11 protein-coding genes are annotated in these 12,943 nt (G+C 72.2%); 8 read left to right on the top strand and 3 right to left on the bottom strand.

Going from position 1 to position 12,943, the window contains the following annotated elements; genetic code table 11:
* Positions 1-15 precede the first annotated feature (15 nt).
* From ACFYUS_RS02685 to nudC, 3 genes are read left to right on the top strand one after another with little or no spacing between them, the layout of a single operon-like run.
* Positions 16-3,459, top strand: coding sequence for an ATP-dependent helicase (locus ACFYUS_RS02685; RefSeq protein ID WP_388844798.1), 3,444 nt, complete (start codon positions 16-18; stop codon positions 3,457-3,459).
* 9 nt (positions 3,460-3,468) lie between these two features.
* A complete protein-coding gene (locus tag ACFYUS_RS02690) occupies positions 3,469-4,887 on the top strand; it encodes a dipeptidase (protein ID WP_388844800.1) in 1,419 nt (472 codons plus the stop codon).
* A 35-nt stretch (positions 4,888-4,922) separates the two neighbouring features.
* Positions 4,923-5,870, top strand: a complete 948-nt coding sequence (gene nudC / locus ACFYUS_RS02695) for an NAD(+) diphosphatase (protein ID WP_388844802.1) — start codon at positions 4,923-4,925, stop codon at positions 5,868-5,870.
* Between the two features lie 68 nt (positions 5,871-5,938).
* On the opposite strand, the gene ACFYUS_RS02700 is transcribed toward nudC, so the two are convergent.
* Both ACFYUS_RS02700 and ACFYUS_RS02705 read right to left on the bottom strand, forming a co-directional pair.
* The gene (locus tag ACFYUS_RS02700; RefSeq protein WP_388844804.1) at positions 5,939-7,045 is read right to left on the bottom strand and encodes an acyltransferase family protein; all 1,107 of its coding nucleotides are present in this window, start codon (positions 7,043-7,045) and stop codon (positions 5,939-5,941) included.
* A 246-nt stretch (positions 7,046-7,291) separates the two neighbouring features.
* Complete coding sequence (locus ACFYUS_RS02705; RefSeq protein ID WP_388844806.1) at positions 7,292-7,549, bottom strand: glutaredoxin domain-containing protein; 258 nt, start codon at positions 7,547-7,549, stop codon at positions 7,292-7,294.
* Positions 7,550-7,696: 147 nt separating this feature from the next.
* Between ACFYUS_RS02705 and ACFYUS_RS02710 the strand changes: the two genes are divergently transcribed.
* The 5 genes from ACFYUS_RS02710 to ACFYUS_RS02730 all read left to right on the top strand — a co-directional run bounded on the left by ACFYUS_RS02710 (position 7,697) and on the right by ACFYUS_RS02730 (position 11,551).
* Positions 7,697-9,877 carry an ATP-dependent DNA helicase UvrD2 gene (locus ACFYUS_RS02710; RefSeq protein ID WP_388844807.1) on the top strand — a complete coding sequence of 727 codons (2,181 nt, stop codon included), beginning with the start codon at positions 7,697-7,699 and terminating at the stop codon, positions 9,875-9,877.
* A gap of 171 nt (positions 9,878-10,048) precedes the next feature.
* A complete protein-coding gene (locus ACFYUS_RS02715) occupies positions 10,049-10,405 on the top strand; it encodes a hypothetical protein (RefSeq protein ID WP_388844809.1) in 357 nt (118 codons plus the stop codon).
* 173 nt (positions 10,406-10,578) lie between these two features.
* Positions 10,579-10,950 (top strand): WhiB family transcriptional regulator, encoded by a 372-nt coding sequence (locus tag ACFYUS_RS02720; protein ID WP_388844810.1) that lies wholly within the window; start codon positions 10,579-10,581, stop codon positions 10,948-10,950.
* Positions 10,947-11,270 carry a hypothetical protein gene (locus ACFYUS_RS02725; protein ID WP_388844812.1) on the top strand — a complete coding sequence of 108 codons (324 nt, stop codon included), beginning with the start codon at positions 10,947-10,949 and terminating at the stop codon, positions 11,268-11,270. The genes ACFYUS_RS02720 and ACFYUS_RS02725 overlap by 4 nt, the downstream gene beginning before the upstream one ends.
* A gap of 98 nt (positions 11,271-11,368) precedes the next feature.
* The gene (locus tag ACFYUS_RS02730) at positions 11,369-11,551 is read left to right on the top strand and encodes a hypothetical protein (RefSeq protein WP_388844814.1); all 183 of its coding nucleotides are present in this window, start codon (positions 11,369-11,371) and stop codon (positions 11,549-11,551) included.
* Positions 11,552-11,590: 39 nt separating this feature from the next.
* Here the strand turns inward: ACFYUS_RS02730 and ACFYUS_RS02735 are convergent, their stop codons facing one another.
* Positions 11,591-12,937: an ABC1 kinase family protein gene (locus ACFYUS_RS02735; RefSeq protein ID WP_388844816.1), complete on the bottom strand. Its 1,347-nt coding sequence runs from the start codon at positions 12,935-12,937 to the stop codon at positions 11,591-11,593.
* Positions 12,938-12,943: the final 6 nt, after the last annotated feature.

Genomic DNA, 12,943 nt, shown 5'->3' on the forward strand with positions numbered 1-12,943 from the left:
ATTAGCCTCTTCGGGGTGACCGCACGCATCACCGACCCCGAGCAGCTCAAGGAGCTCCTCGGCATCCCGTTCACCCCGGAGCAGACGGCCTGCATCACCGCGCCGCTCGCCCCGCAGGTCGTCGTGGCCGGAGCCGGCTCCGGCAAGACGACGGTGATGGCCGCCCGGGTGGTCTGGCTGGTCGGCACGGGCCAGGTCGCTCCCGAGCAGGTCCTCGGCCTCACCTTCACCAACAAGGCGGCCGGCGAGCTCGCCGAGCGCGTCCGCACCGCCCTCGTCCGCGCCGGCGTCACCGACCCCGACGCCATCGACCCCTCCCACCCGTCGCCCGGCCACCACCCCTCAACGACGGCGGTTCCCGCCGACCCCTATTACCTCCCGGGCGAGCCCCGCATCTCCACGTACCACGCCTTCGCCGGGCAGCTCCTGACCGACCACGGCCTCCGCATCGGCCTGGAGCCCACCTCCCGGCTCCTCGCCGACGCCACCCGCTACCAGCTCGCCGCGCGCGTGCTGCGCGAGGCCCCCGGCCCGTATCCGGCGCTCACCCGGTCCTTCCCGACCCTCATCACCGACCTGCTCGCCCTCGACGCCGAGCTCGCCGAGCACCTCGTACCGCCCGAGCGGCTCCTCGCGTACGACTCCGAGCTCCTCGACGCCCTCGCCGGGGCCAGGCTCAGCAACGCCGAGCTGCGCAAGATCCCCGAGGCCTCCGCCGCCCGCCGCGAGCTCCTCGACCTCGTCGTCCGCTACCGCGCCGCCAAACGCTCCCGCGACCTGCTCGACTTCGGCGACCAGATCGCCCGCTCCGCCGAGCTCGCCACCACCCGGCCCGAGGTCGGCGCGATCCTGCGCGAGGAGTTCAAGGTCGTCCTCCTCGACGAGTACCAGGACACCTCCGTCGCCCAGCGGCTGCTGCTCTCCGGACTCTTCGGCCAGGGCCCGGGCGGCCGCAGCACCGGACACGCCGTGACCGCCGTCGGCGACCCCTGCCAGGCCATCTACGGCTGGCGCGGCGCCTCCGTCGCCAACCTGGACGACTTCCCCGAGCACTTCCCGCACGCCGACGGCAGCCCCGCGAGCCGCTACTCCCTCTCCGAGAACCGGCGCAGCGGCGGCCGCCTCCTGGACCTCGCCAACGGGCTCGCCGCCCCCCTGCGCGCCATGCACGCGGGCGTGGAGGCGCTGCGCCCCGCCCCGGGCGCCGAGCAGGACGGCACCGTCCGCATCGCGCTCCTCCCCACCCACGCCGAGGAGATCGACTGGCTCGCCGACTCCCTCGCCCACCTCGTACGGACCGGCCGCGAGCCCGGCGAGATCGCCGTCCTGTGCCGTACCGCCACCGACTTCCCCGCCATCCACGCGGCCCTCGTCGCCCGTGACGTGCCCGTCGAGGTCGTCGGCCTCTCCGGCCTCCTCCACCTGCCCGAGATCGCCGACCTCGTCGCCGTCTGCGAGGTCCTCCAGGACCCGGGGGCCAACGCCGCCCTGGTCCGCCTCCTCACCGGCCCCCGCTGGCGCATCGGCCCCCGCGACCTCGCCCTCCTCGGCCGCCGCGCCCGCCTCCTGGTCCACCGGGGCGGCGAGGAGGCCGACCCCGAGCAGCGGCTCGCCGCCGCCGTCGAGGGCGTCGACCCGGCCGAGGTCGTCTCCCTCGCCGACGCGCTCGACACCTTCCTCGACTCCGGCGGCGCCGCCGACGACGGCCTGGCCTTCTCCGCCGAGGCCCGGGTCCGCTTCGCGCGCCTCGCCACCGAACTGCGCGCCCTGCGCACCTCCCTCGCCGACCCCCTCATGGACGTGCTCCACCGGGTCCTCAACGCGACCGGCCTGGAGGTCGAGCTCTCGGCCTCCCCGCACGCGCTCGCGGCCCGCCGCCGCGAGACCCTCGGCCACTTCCTCGACATCGCCGCCGGCTTCGCCTCCCTCGACGGCGAGGCCAGCCTCCTCGCCTTCCTCGGCTTCCTGCGGACGGCCGTCCAGTTCGAGAAGGGCCTCGACGCCGCCCTGCCGGGCGGCGAGAACACCGTGAAGGTCCTCACCGCCCACAAGTCCAAGGGCCTCGAATGGGACGTCGTCGCCGTCCCCGGCCTGGTCACCGGCCAGTTCCCGAGCGCCCGCGCCCGCGAGTCGTGGACCGCGCAGCCCCAGGTCCTCCCGCACGCCCTGCGCGGCGACGCGGCCACCCTGCCGGACATCGACACCTGGGACGCCAAGTCCCTCACGTCCTTCAAGAACGCCATGCGGGACCACCAGCACACCGAGGAGCTCCGCCTCGGCTACGTCACCTTCACCCGCCCCCGCTCCCTCCTCCTCGGCTCCGCCCACTGGTGGGGCCCGGCGCAGAAGAAACCCCGGGGCCCCTCGGACTTCCTCCAGGCCCTGCACGACCACTGCGCGGCGGGCCACGGCGAGATCGAGGCCTGGGCGGAGGAACCGGAGAAGGACGCGGAGAACCCGTCCCTGACGGAACAGGGCCAGGACCAGGCGTGGCCGCTGCCGCTGGACGCGGAGGCGTTCGCACGCCGCAGGCGGGCGGCGGACCTGGTCCGGAACCGGTTGTGGGCCATCGGTCCGCAGGACGGAACGGTCGGGCACACCCCCCCGCGCACGGCGCCCGACCTCCCGGACCCCGACCCCGAGGACCTCTGGCCCGACGAGGAGGAACCCGTCTGGGACGAGGAGGAACTCCCGGAGGACCTCCACAAGGACGCGATCCCGGCCCCCCGGGAAGAGGTCCGTCGGCTCACCCCCGAGGACACGAAGACCATCGCCTCCTGGGACCGCGACCTCACCGCCCTCACCACCGAGCTCCGCCGCGCCCGCGCGACCACCCGGGACGTCCTCCTCCCCGCGTACCTCTCCGCCTCCCAGGTCCTCCGCCTCGCCGCCGACCCCGACGGCTTCGCGCAGGAGCTGGCCCGGCCGATGCCGAAGGCGCCGCAGCCGGCGGCCCGCCGGGGCACGCGTTTCCACGCCTGGGTGGAGTCCCGGTTCGAGGAGCTCCCGCTGCCGTTCCTCGGCCCGGAGGAGCTGCCCGGCGGCGAGGAGTTCGCGGGGGAGCCGGAGATCCTCGACGAGCGGGACCTCGACGAGCTCAAGGAGGCCTTCGCCCGCACCCCGTACGCCCACCGCACCCCGTACCGCGTCGAGGTCCCCGTGCACCTGTCCCTCGCGGGCCGGGTCGTCCGGGGCAGGATCGACGCCGTCTACCGGGACCCGGACTCCGGCGCGTACGAGATCGTCGACTGGAAGACCAGCCGGGACCGCTCCGCGGATCCGCTCCAGCTCGCGATCTACCGGCTCGCCTGGGCCGAGCAGCACGGCCTCGCGCCCGAGGAGGTGGCCGCCGCGTTCGTGTACGTCCGGACGGGTGAGGTCGCCCGTCCGGCCCGCCTGCCCGGCCGGGCCGAGCTCGAAGCCGTCCTCCTTGACGGGGCACCCCCGGGCGCCGGATAGGCTCGGGGCATGAGCGAGACCCCGGACAGCGCCGTCCGCACCGTACGCACGTACGTCGAGCAGCATCGCGACGCCTTCCTCGGCGACCTCGCGGACTGGCTGCGCATCCCCTCCGTTTCGGCCCAGCCGGACCGCGCCGGGGACGTGCGGCGCAGCGCCGAGTGGCTCGCCGCCAAGCTCACGGAGACCGGCTTCGGCACGGTCGAGGTCTGGGAGACGGACGGCGCCCCCGCGGTCTTCGCGGAGTGGCCCTCCGGGGACCCGGACGCCCCGACGGTCCTCGTCTACGGCCACCACGACGTGCAGCCCGCGGCCCGCGAGGACGGCTGGCACACGGACCCGTTCGAGCCGACGGTGGTCGACGGCCGGATGTACGCGCGCGGGGCGGCGGACGACAAGGGGCAGGTGTTCTTCCACACCCTCGGTGTCCGCGCTCACCTCGCGGCGACCGGCCGCACCGCGCCCGCCGTCACCCTCAAGCTGCTGATCGAGGGCGAGGAGGAGTCCGGCTCCCCGCACTTCCGGGAGCTCGTGGAGGCGCACGCGGACCGCCTCGCCGCCGACGCCGTGATCGTCTCCGACACCGGCATGTGGTCCGAGACCACCCCGACCGTGTGCACGGGCATGCGCGGGGTCGCCGACTGCGAGATCGAGCTGTACGGGCCCGACCAGGACATCCACTCCGGCTCCTTCGGCGGCGCCGTGCCGAACCCGGCGACCGTCGCGGGCCGGATCGTCGCCGCCCTCCACGACGAGCACGAGCACGTGGCGATCCCCGGCTTCTACGACGGGGTGACGGAACTCACCGAGGCCGAGCGGGCCCTCGTCGCCGAGCTGCCCTTCGACGAGGAGTCCTGGCTGCGGACGGCCAAGTCGCACGGCACGCTGGGCGAGGCCGGCTTCTCGACCCTGGAGCGGGTGTGGGCCCGGCCGACCGCCGAGGTCAACGGCATCGGCGGCGGCTACCAGGGCCCCGGCGGCAAGACGATCGTCCCCGCCTCCGCGCAGCTCAAGCTGTCGTTCCGGCTGGTCGCGGGCCAGGACCCGGCCAAGATCGAGCTCGCGGTACGGGACTGGCTGGCCGGGCTCGTCCCCGCCGGCATCCGGTACGAGATCGTCTTCGGCGCCCCGACCCGCCCCTGCCTCACCCCGCTCGACCACCCGGCTCTCAAGGCGGTGGCCGGGGCGATGAGCAGGGCCTTCGACGGCGCCAAGGTCCGCTACACCCGCGAGGGCGGCTCCGGGCCGGCCGCCGACCTCCAGGACGTCCTGGGGGCGCCCGTCCTGTTCCTCGGCATCTCCGTCCCGTCGGACGGCTGGCACGCCCCCAACGAGAAGATCGAGCTCGACCTCCTCATGAAGGGCGTCGAGACGACCGCGTACCTGTGGGGCGACCTGCCCGACGCCTTCCGCGCCACCACGCGTTGAACCCACACACCGATCCGGGGGAGTTGGAAGCACCTGTGAGCACCTTGAAGAACGCGTCAGCGGACCGCCCGATCTCGCTCACCGCCCCGAGCGGCATCGACCGCGCCGCCCACCACCGCCTCGACGAGGCGTGGCTGGCGGCGGCCTGGAGCCACCCCACGACCCGGGTCTTCGTGGTCTCGGGCGGGCAGGTGCTGATCGACGACACCCCCGACGGGCGCACGGAGATCGTGATGACCCCGGCGTTCGAGGCGCCGGTCACCCAGACCCACCGCTACTTCCTGGGCACGGACGCGGAGGGCGTCTCCTACTTCGCGCTCCAGAAGGACTCCCTGCCCGGCCGCATGGACCAGTCCGCGCGCCCGGCCGGTCTGCGCGAGGCGGGCCTGCTCCTCTCCGACCGGGACGCGGGCCTCATGGTCCACGCCGTCGCCCTGGAGAACTGGCAGCGCCTCCACCGCTTCTGCTCGCGCTGCGGCGAGCGCACGGTCATCGCGGCCGCCGGCCACGTCCGCCGCTGCCAGGCCTGCGGCGCCGAGCACTACCCGCGCACCGACCCCGCGGTGATCATGCTGGTCACCGACGAGCAGGACCGGGCGCTCCTCGGCCGTCAGGTGCACTGGCCGGAAGGCCGCTTCTCGACCCTCGCCGGCTTCGTCGAGCCGGGCGAGTCCATCGAGGCCTCGGTGGCCCGCGAGGTCTTCGAGGAGGCCGGTGTCACGGTCGGCGAGGTCGAGTACATCGCCAGCCAGCCCTGGCCCTTCCCGTCCAGCCTGATGCTGGGCTTCTTCGCCAAGGCCACCTCGTCCGAGATCAACGTGGACGGCGAGGAGATCCACGAGGCCCGCTGGTTCTCCCGCGAGGACCTGGCCGCCGCCTTCGAGTCCGGCGAGGTCCTCCCTCCGTACGGCATCTCGATCGCCTCCCGCCTCATCGAACGCTGGTACGGCAAGCCCCTCCCGAAGCCGGGCGACGTGATCTGACCGACCCTGACTCCCCAACGGAAAGGTCCCCGCCCGGCACTGCCGGGCGGGGACCTTTCCCGTGGTGATCAGAGACGGGCGAGATGACGCTTGAGGTACCGGCTGAGCGGCTTCTCGACGAGCCGGTGAACCAGGTACGACAGCACCAGCATCCCGAGGATCACGGAGGTGACCAGCACCCACGGGGAGACGCGTGACTCGAAGTGGCCGAAGAACTCGTAGCCGATGGCCTGGTGCAGGAGATACAGCGGGTAGGTGAGCGCCCCCGCGATCGGCAGCCATTTCCACTGGATGCCGGAGAGCTTGTCCGTGGCGATCAGCGCCATCACCCCGAAGAAGGCGGCGAGGAGCACGAGCACGGGCCAGGCCGGCCGGTCGCCGAGGAAGGTGAGCCGCTCGAACTGGCGGATGGTGTGAGCGAGCGAGGCGCAGTAGCAGACCGCGATGATCCCGACGAGCATCAGGTTCGGGCGGAACCGGTAGATGAGGTAGAACGCCATGCCGGCGATGAAGAACCAGCTGTACTCGGGGATCAGCATCAGGCGCAGGGGACCGTCCGGGGCCTCGGAGACCAGCAGCGTGGCGGCGCCCCAGACGCAGCAGAACAGCAGCACCCTGCGATACGTCAGCCCCCACCAGGCGAGCAGGGCGAAGAGCAGGTAGAAGCGGAGCTCGGTGAAGAGGGTCCAGTAGACCCCGTCGACGTGAGCGACCCCCAGCGGTTCCTGGAGCATCGTCAGATTGGTGAGGATGTCGTTCCAGGGCAGGTGGGCACGGTGCCCGGGGATCACCGCGAGGGTGACGGAGGTGGCGATGACGGCGAACCAGTACGCGGGGTAGAGGCGCACCACACGCGAGACGAAGAAGTCCTTGAGCGATCGGTCCCAGGCGCTCATGCAGATGACGAAGCCACTGATGACGAAGAAGATCTCCACGCCGAGGTAGCCGTAGGAGGCCACGCGGAAGGTCTCGGGAAAGAGCTCGGGGCCCGGCGTCGACCAGCCCTGCCCGCGCGCCATGTAGTGGTACACGACCACCATGAGCGCAGCACTGAGGCGTAGGCCGTCGAGGATGTAGAGACGCCCCGGCTTTCTCGGCGCGGAGTCCTGCGTCACCTTCGGTTCGCCCGCGTATGCGAGCGGCGTCCGCGCGACAGGGGTTATCTGGTTGAGCACTGCATATCCCCACCTGGATGTTCGGCCACGGATCGCCACCCTCGGGAGGCGGGCCAACGAGAGCATAAGTGCGATTTAAATGAAGTTTTCATGGACGGGGTGAAGATTTGTCAGGTTGTGACGCTCTTCACGGAACCTGTGGGCGCACATGAACGTCCAGGGTCGGCCGGGCCGCCGGATAGGTCCGCAAAAAGGCCCCGTGGGCCGGTTCTCACCGGTCGACGGGGCCGCTGCCGCTTCTCGCGGTCAGACGCCGAGCGCCTGCTTCACCTGGGCGAGGCTCGGGTTGGTCATGACGACCTCGTCGCCACCGGTGGTGGGGAGGACGCGCACGGTCGGAACGGTCTGGTTGCCGCCGTTGGCCTTCTCGACGAACGCGGCCGAATCAGGGTCCAGCTCGATGTTGACCTCGGTGTACGCGATGCCCTCGCGGTCCATCTGGCTCTTCAGCCGACGGCAGTAGCCGCACCACGTGGTGCTGTACATCGTCACAGTGCCCTGCATGGCCAGGCGCTCCTCTTGTTCGCGGACGGGTGCCGAGGAGGAGAACGTACGCGCCCTCCGCACCATTCCCGGAATTCGTATGACCGGCGGCACGTGCCTGTGGACAGTCCTCCGCACCGACCCCGCCCGACCTGGCAGCATGGCGGGGTGACAGCAGCAACGCACTCCACTCTCTTCCCGCAGGTCCCGGAGACGGCCGACGCGGTGCTCGACGGGCTCGACCCCGAGCAGCGCGAGGTCGCCCTCGCCCTGAACGGGCCGGTGTGCGTCCTCGCCGGAGCCGGTACGGGCAAGACGCGGGCGATCACCCACCGCATCGCGTACGGGGTGCGGGCGGGCGTCCTGCAGCCCGCCAGCGTGCTGGCCGTCACGTTCACCAACCGCGCCGCGGGCGAGATGCGCGGCCGGCTGCGGCAGCTCGGCGCGGGCGGCGTCCAGGCCCGTACGTTCCACTCCGCGGCCCTCCGACAGCTCCAGTTCTTCTGGCCGAAAGCAGTCGGTGGCGAGCTGCCCCGGCTCCTGGAGCGGAAGGCCCAGGTCGTCTCCGAGGCCGCGGCCCGCTGCCGGATCAGGCTCGACCGGAACGAGCTCAGGGACGTGACCAGCGAGATCGAGTGGGCCAAGGTCACCCAGACCGTCCCCGCCGACTATCCGGCCGCCGTCGCCAGGTCCGTCAGGGAGGCCCCCCGCGACCCGGCCGAGATCGGCCAGATCTATTCCATGTACGAGCAGCTGAAGCGCGACCGTTCGGTGATCGACTTCGAGGACGTGCTGCTGCTCACCGTCGGCATCCTCCAGGACCGGCACGACATCGCCGACCAGATCCGCCGCCAGTACCAGCACTTCGTCGTGGACGAGTACCAGGACGTCTCCCCGCTCCAGCAGCGGCTGCTCGACCTGTGGCTCGGCGACCGCGAGAACCTCTGCGTCGTCGGCGACGCCAGCCAGACGATCTACTCCTTCACCGGCGCCACCCCCGACCACCTGCTGAACTTCCGCACCCGGCACCCCGGCGCCACGGTCGTGAAGCTGGTCCGCGACTACCGCTCCACCCCGCAGGTCGTCCACCTGGCGAACGGGCTGCTCGGCCAGGCCCGCGGCCGGGCCGCCGAGCACCGCCTGGAGCTGATCTCCCAGCGCGACCCGGGCCCCGAGCCGGTCTACACGGAGTACGCCGACGAGCCCACCGAGGCCGAGGGCACCGCCCGCCGCATCCGCGACCTCATCGCCGCCGGAGTCCCGGCCGGCGAGATCGCCGTCCTCTACCGGATCAACGCCCAGTCCGAGGTCTACGAGCAGGCCCTCGCCGACGCAGGAGTGCCCTACCAGCTCCGCGGCGCCGAGCGCTTCTTCGAGCGCCAGGAGGTACGGGAGGCGGGCATCGCCCTGCGCGGCGCCGCCCGCGCCGGGGGCAACGACTCGCTCCTCGACGACGCCGAGGACCTCCCCGCGCAGGTCAGGGCCGTCCTCTCCACGAAGGGCTGGACCAGCAGGCCGCCCGCCGGCTCCGGCGCCGTCCGCGACCGCTGGGAGTCCCTCGCCGCCCTCGTCCGGCTCGCCGAGGACTTCGACCGCGCCAGGCCCGGAGCCACCCTCTCCGACCTGGTCGCCGAGCTCGACGAGCGGGCCGCCGCCCAGCACGCCCCGACCGTCCAGGGCGTCACCCTCGCCTCGCTGCACGCCGCCAAGGGCCTCGAATGGGACGCCGTCTTCCTGGTCGGCCTCACCGAGGGCATGATGCCCATCACGTACGCCAAGACGGACGAGCAGGTCGAGGAGGAGCGGCGCCTGCTGTACGTGGGCGTCACCCGGGCCCGGGTCCACCTCACGCTCTCCTGGGCGCTCTCCCGCTCCCCGGGCGGCCGCGCCAACCGGCGCCCCAGCCGCTTCCTCAAGGGGCTGCGGCCCGGCTCCGGCTCCCTCGGCACCCTCGGCTCCGGCGGCGGCGCGGGCTCCGTCGAGCGGGGGATCGGCCCCGTCCGGCGCAAGCCGCGCGGCCCCGTCCGCTGCCGGGTCTGCGGCACCACCCTCACCGAGGCCGGCGCGATGAAGCTGATGCGCTGCGAGGACTGCCCCTCGGACATGGACGAGGCCCTGTACGAGCGGCTGCGGGACTGGCGATCGGAACAGGCCACGGAGCTCGGCCAGCCCGCCTATTGCGTGTTCACCGACAAGACGCTCATGGCGATCGCCGAGCGCGTCCCCGCCACCGGAGGGGAGCTCTCCTCGATCTCCGGCGTCACGGCGCGCAAGCTCGACCGCTTCGGAGCCGAGGTTCTGGCCATCTGTGCAGGTGAGGAGGATGGGACGGGCCCGGACGAGGTCTGAGGAAAACTCGTCGGAAAAATAGTTTGCGCCCGCCCCGTCAAGCCCCATAGGTTCTTAACCACGGAAACAGTGCTTCTTCGAAGCCCTGTCTTCGTGCTGTACTTGTCCAAATAAACACGAGGGTCCGGCTCGCACCCGAGCCCTCCGAGACGCCGAGAGGAGGCGATTCCAGTGATCAGCTACACCATTCAGACCAGCACCGTCAGCACCGCCGCTCTCGTCGGCATGGCCAAAATGACCGATCGCTCGGTCGTCTCCGCCTGCTCTCTCGGCCTCTCCGCCTCGGCTCTCATTGGCACCGGTCTGCCCGTCGCCGGCCTGCCCGTCACCGGTCTTTCCGGTCTCGGTGCGGCCGCCGTGGCTCCGCGCAATGAGCGACCGACCAAGGCACTGGAAGCAGGAGACGCGGGCAAGGCCAAGGCCTATGACTTTGCGGCGACCGGTGCCGGAACCCAGCAGCAGACGATGACGCACCACCACACGATGTGGGCCTTCCGTGGGCTCGAACCCTGGAGTGATCCAGTCTGATCCATGATCAGGCCGGCGCCTTCAGGGCCGCGGAACCCCACCCGGGATCCGCGGCCCTTCTGTTTGTCCCCGAACGGGGACGACGGAGCGAAGGGGCCTCGGGAAAGACACCGCCCGGTACCAGCCGAAACCCCGGCCAACAGGCCGGAACGACCAGACGAGGAAAGACCACCGTGCAACTCGAAGCGCACGCCCCGTCCGTACCGCCTTCCGAATCGATCCCCCTGCCCGGCCGTTCCACGGAGGACCCCGCTTTGACCCCCCTCACCGCGCTCACCGCGCTCGACGACGCCATCGAGAACCTCGGCGTCCCCGTCCCCTGTCGCGCCTACGACCCCGAGGTCTTCTTCGCGGAGTCCCCGGCCGACGTCGAGTACGCGAAGTCCCTCTGCCAGACCTGCCCGCTCGTGGCCGCCTGCCTCGCCGGCGCCAAGGAGCGCCGCGAGCCCTGGGGCGTCTGGGGTGGAGAGCTCTTCGTCCAGGGTGTGGTCGTCGCCCGCAAGCGGCCCCGTGGTCGTCCGCGCAAGAACCCGGTAGCGGCATGAACGCCACCGGAACCATCGACCGCCCCCTGACGCACGATCCCCAGAAGCAGGCCCCGATGACCTCTTCCACCAGCGAGCCCGCCGGCTCCGCGACCCCAGTCTTCTCCCCCACCGCCGCGCACACCGCGCGTCAGAACAGGACCCGTGAAATGCAACTCGCCCCCGAAGCCCTGGCTCGTGCCCATATGCGCGAACGACAGCGTGAGGCCGAGGCGGAACGCCAGGCCGTGCGCCTGGTCGCCGCCCGGCGCATGCAGCGCCGCGCCGAGCGCGTCTCGCTGCGCGCCCGCCGCGCGCTCGCCATGGCCGTCATGCACTGAGCATCGCCGTGATGCCTCCGCGGGGGCCGGTCCGAACGGACCGGCCCCCGCGGTGCGTTGTCCGCCCCGCGCCCCCTCGCCGGACTATCGTCACCAGAGTGAACGAAGCCCGCGTCCCCGAGGAGCCCGTCTCCTGCGCCCGCTGCGGCAGGACCGCCGACCCCCTCCCGATGACCTGGACCTGCTCCGTCGAGAACGGCCGGCGCCAGTACTTCTGCGAGGAATGCGCCCGCGAGAACATCCGCGCCATCGAGGGCCGCCTCGACTCCTCCTGGTGGTGAGCTCGGTGGTGAGCCGCACCGGGCCGGTCGGCGGCGGTCCTACGGGGTCGGGGGCTCGAAGCCCGGGAGCCAGGCGGCGAGCTCGTCCCGCAGGCGCACCGTCGCGTTCAGCTGGCACAGCACCCCGATCGTGCTCAGCGTCACCCGGTGTATCAACAGGTACGAGGGCGGCAGGTTCAGCTGCTTGCCCAGCTGGTGGGCGGGGGAGCGGGGGTCGGCGATCCGGGCCGCCTGGGTGCGCATCCAGCCGCGGGTGAAGCCGAAGGCCTCCACCTCGGCCGGCTCGATGATCGGGAGCAGGTACTCCAGGACCGCGTCCGGGGCGAGCGCGACGGACTCCTTGACGAAGCCCTCGGCGCGCAGCAGTTCGTAGACCGTCTCGGCCTCTCCGGCGACGGCCATCCGCAGACAGGTGCCGATCGTCTCCGGCAGTCCGCCCGGCAGCCGGTCCACGGTGCCGAAGTCGAGGACGCCGAGCCGCCAGCCCTCCGGCCCCCCGTCCTCGTCGGCGCCGGGCAGCAGCCGGAAGTTCCCCGGGTGCGGATCCGCGTGCAGCAGACCCGTGCGCGCGGGGCCGGAGAAGAGGAAGCGGGCCAGGAGCTGTCCCGCCCGGTCCCGCTGCTCCTCGGTGCCGTCCGCGATCACCTCCGAGAGCGGGACCCCGTCCATCCACTCGGTCACGAGGATCTGGTCCGACTGGTGCACCACCGCGGGCACCACCACGTCGGGATCGTCCGCGAACTCCTCCGCGTGGATCCGCTGGGCCTCCGCCTCCAGGGCGTAGTCCAGCTCCTCGGAGACCCGCTCCCGCATCTCGGTGATCAGCGGCTTGATGTCCATGCCCGGGACGAGCGGGCCGAGCAGCCGGGCGAAGCGGCTCAGCTGCGCCAGGTCCGAGAGCAGCGCCTCCCCCGCGCCGGGGTACTGCACCTTCACCGCGACCTCGCGCCCGTCGTGCCACACGGCCCGGTGCACCTGCCCGATCGAGGCCGCCGCCGCCGGCTTGTCCTCGAACTCCAGGAACAGCTCCCGCCATTCGGCGCCGAGCCGCTCCTCCAGGACCGCGTGCACCGTGCGCGTCGGCATCGGCGGGGCCGCCTCCTGGAGCTTCGTCAGCGCCGCCCGGTACGGCCCGGCGACCTCCTCCGGCAGGGCCGACTCGAAGACGGACAGGGCCTGGCCCATCTTCATGGCCCCGCCCTTGAGCTCGCCGAGCACCTTGAACAGCTGCTCGGCCGTGCGCTGCTGGAGCTCGCGGGCGACGAGCTCCGCCGATCTGCCGCCGATCCGCTTGCCCAGACCCCAGGTGGCCCGGCCCGCGAAGCTCAGAGGCAACGCGGCCAACTTCGCGGTCCGGGTGACCGCCTTCCGGGGAAGATCAGACATAAGCCC

Origin of the sequence: Streptomyces sp. NPDC004284, assembly GCF_042874035.1 — a bacterium.
Taxonomy (GTDB): domain Bacteria; phylum Actinomycetota; class Actinomycetes; order Streptomycetales; family Streptomycetaceae; genus Streptomyces.

Coding starts and splice junctions, on each gene's coding strand:
- ACFYUS_RS02735 (WP_388844816.1), bottom strand. CDS start 12,937: ATGTCTGATCTTCCCCGGAAGGCGGTCACCCGGACCGCGAAGTTGGCC.
- ACFYUS_RS02690 (WP_388844800.1), top strand. CDS start 3,469: ATGAGCGAGACCCCGGACAGCGCCGTCCGCACCGTACGCACGTACGTC.
- ACFYUS_RS02705 (WP_388844806.1), bottom strand. CDS start 7,549: ATGCAGGGCACTGTGACGATGTACAGCACCACGTGGTGCGGCTACTGC.
- ACFYUS_RS02725 (WP_388844812.1), top strand. CDS start 10,947: ATGAACGCCACCGGAACCATCGACCGCCCCCTGACGCACGATCCCCAG.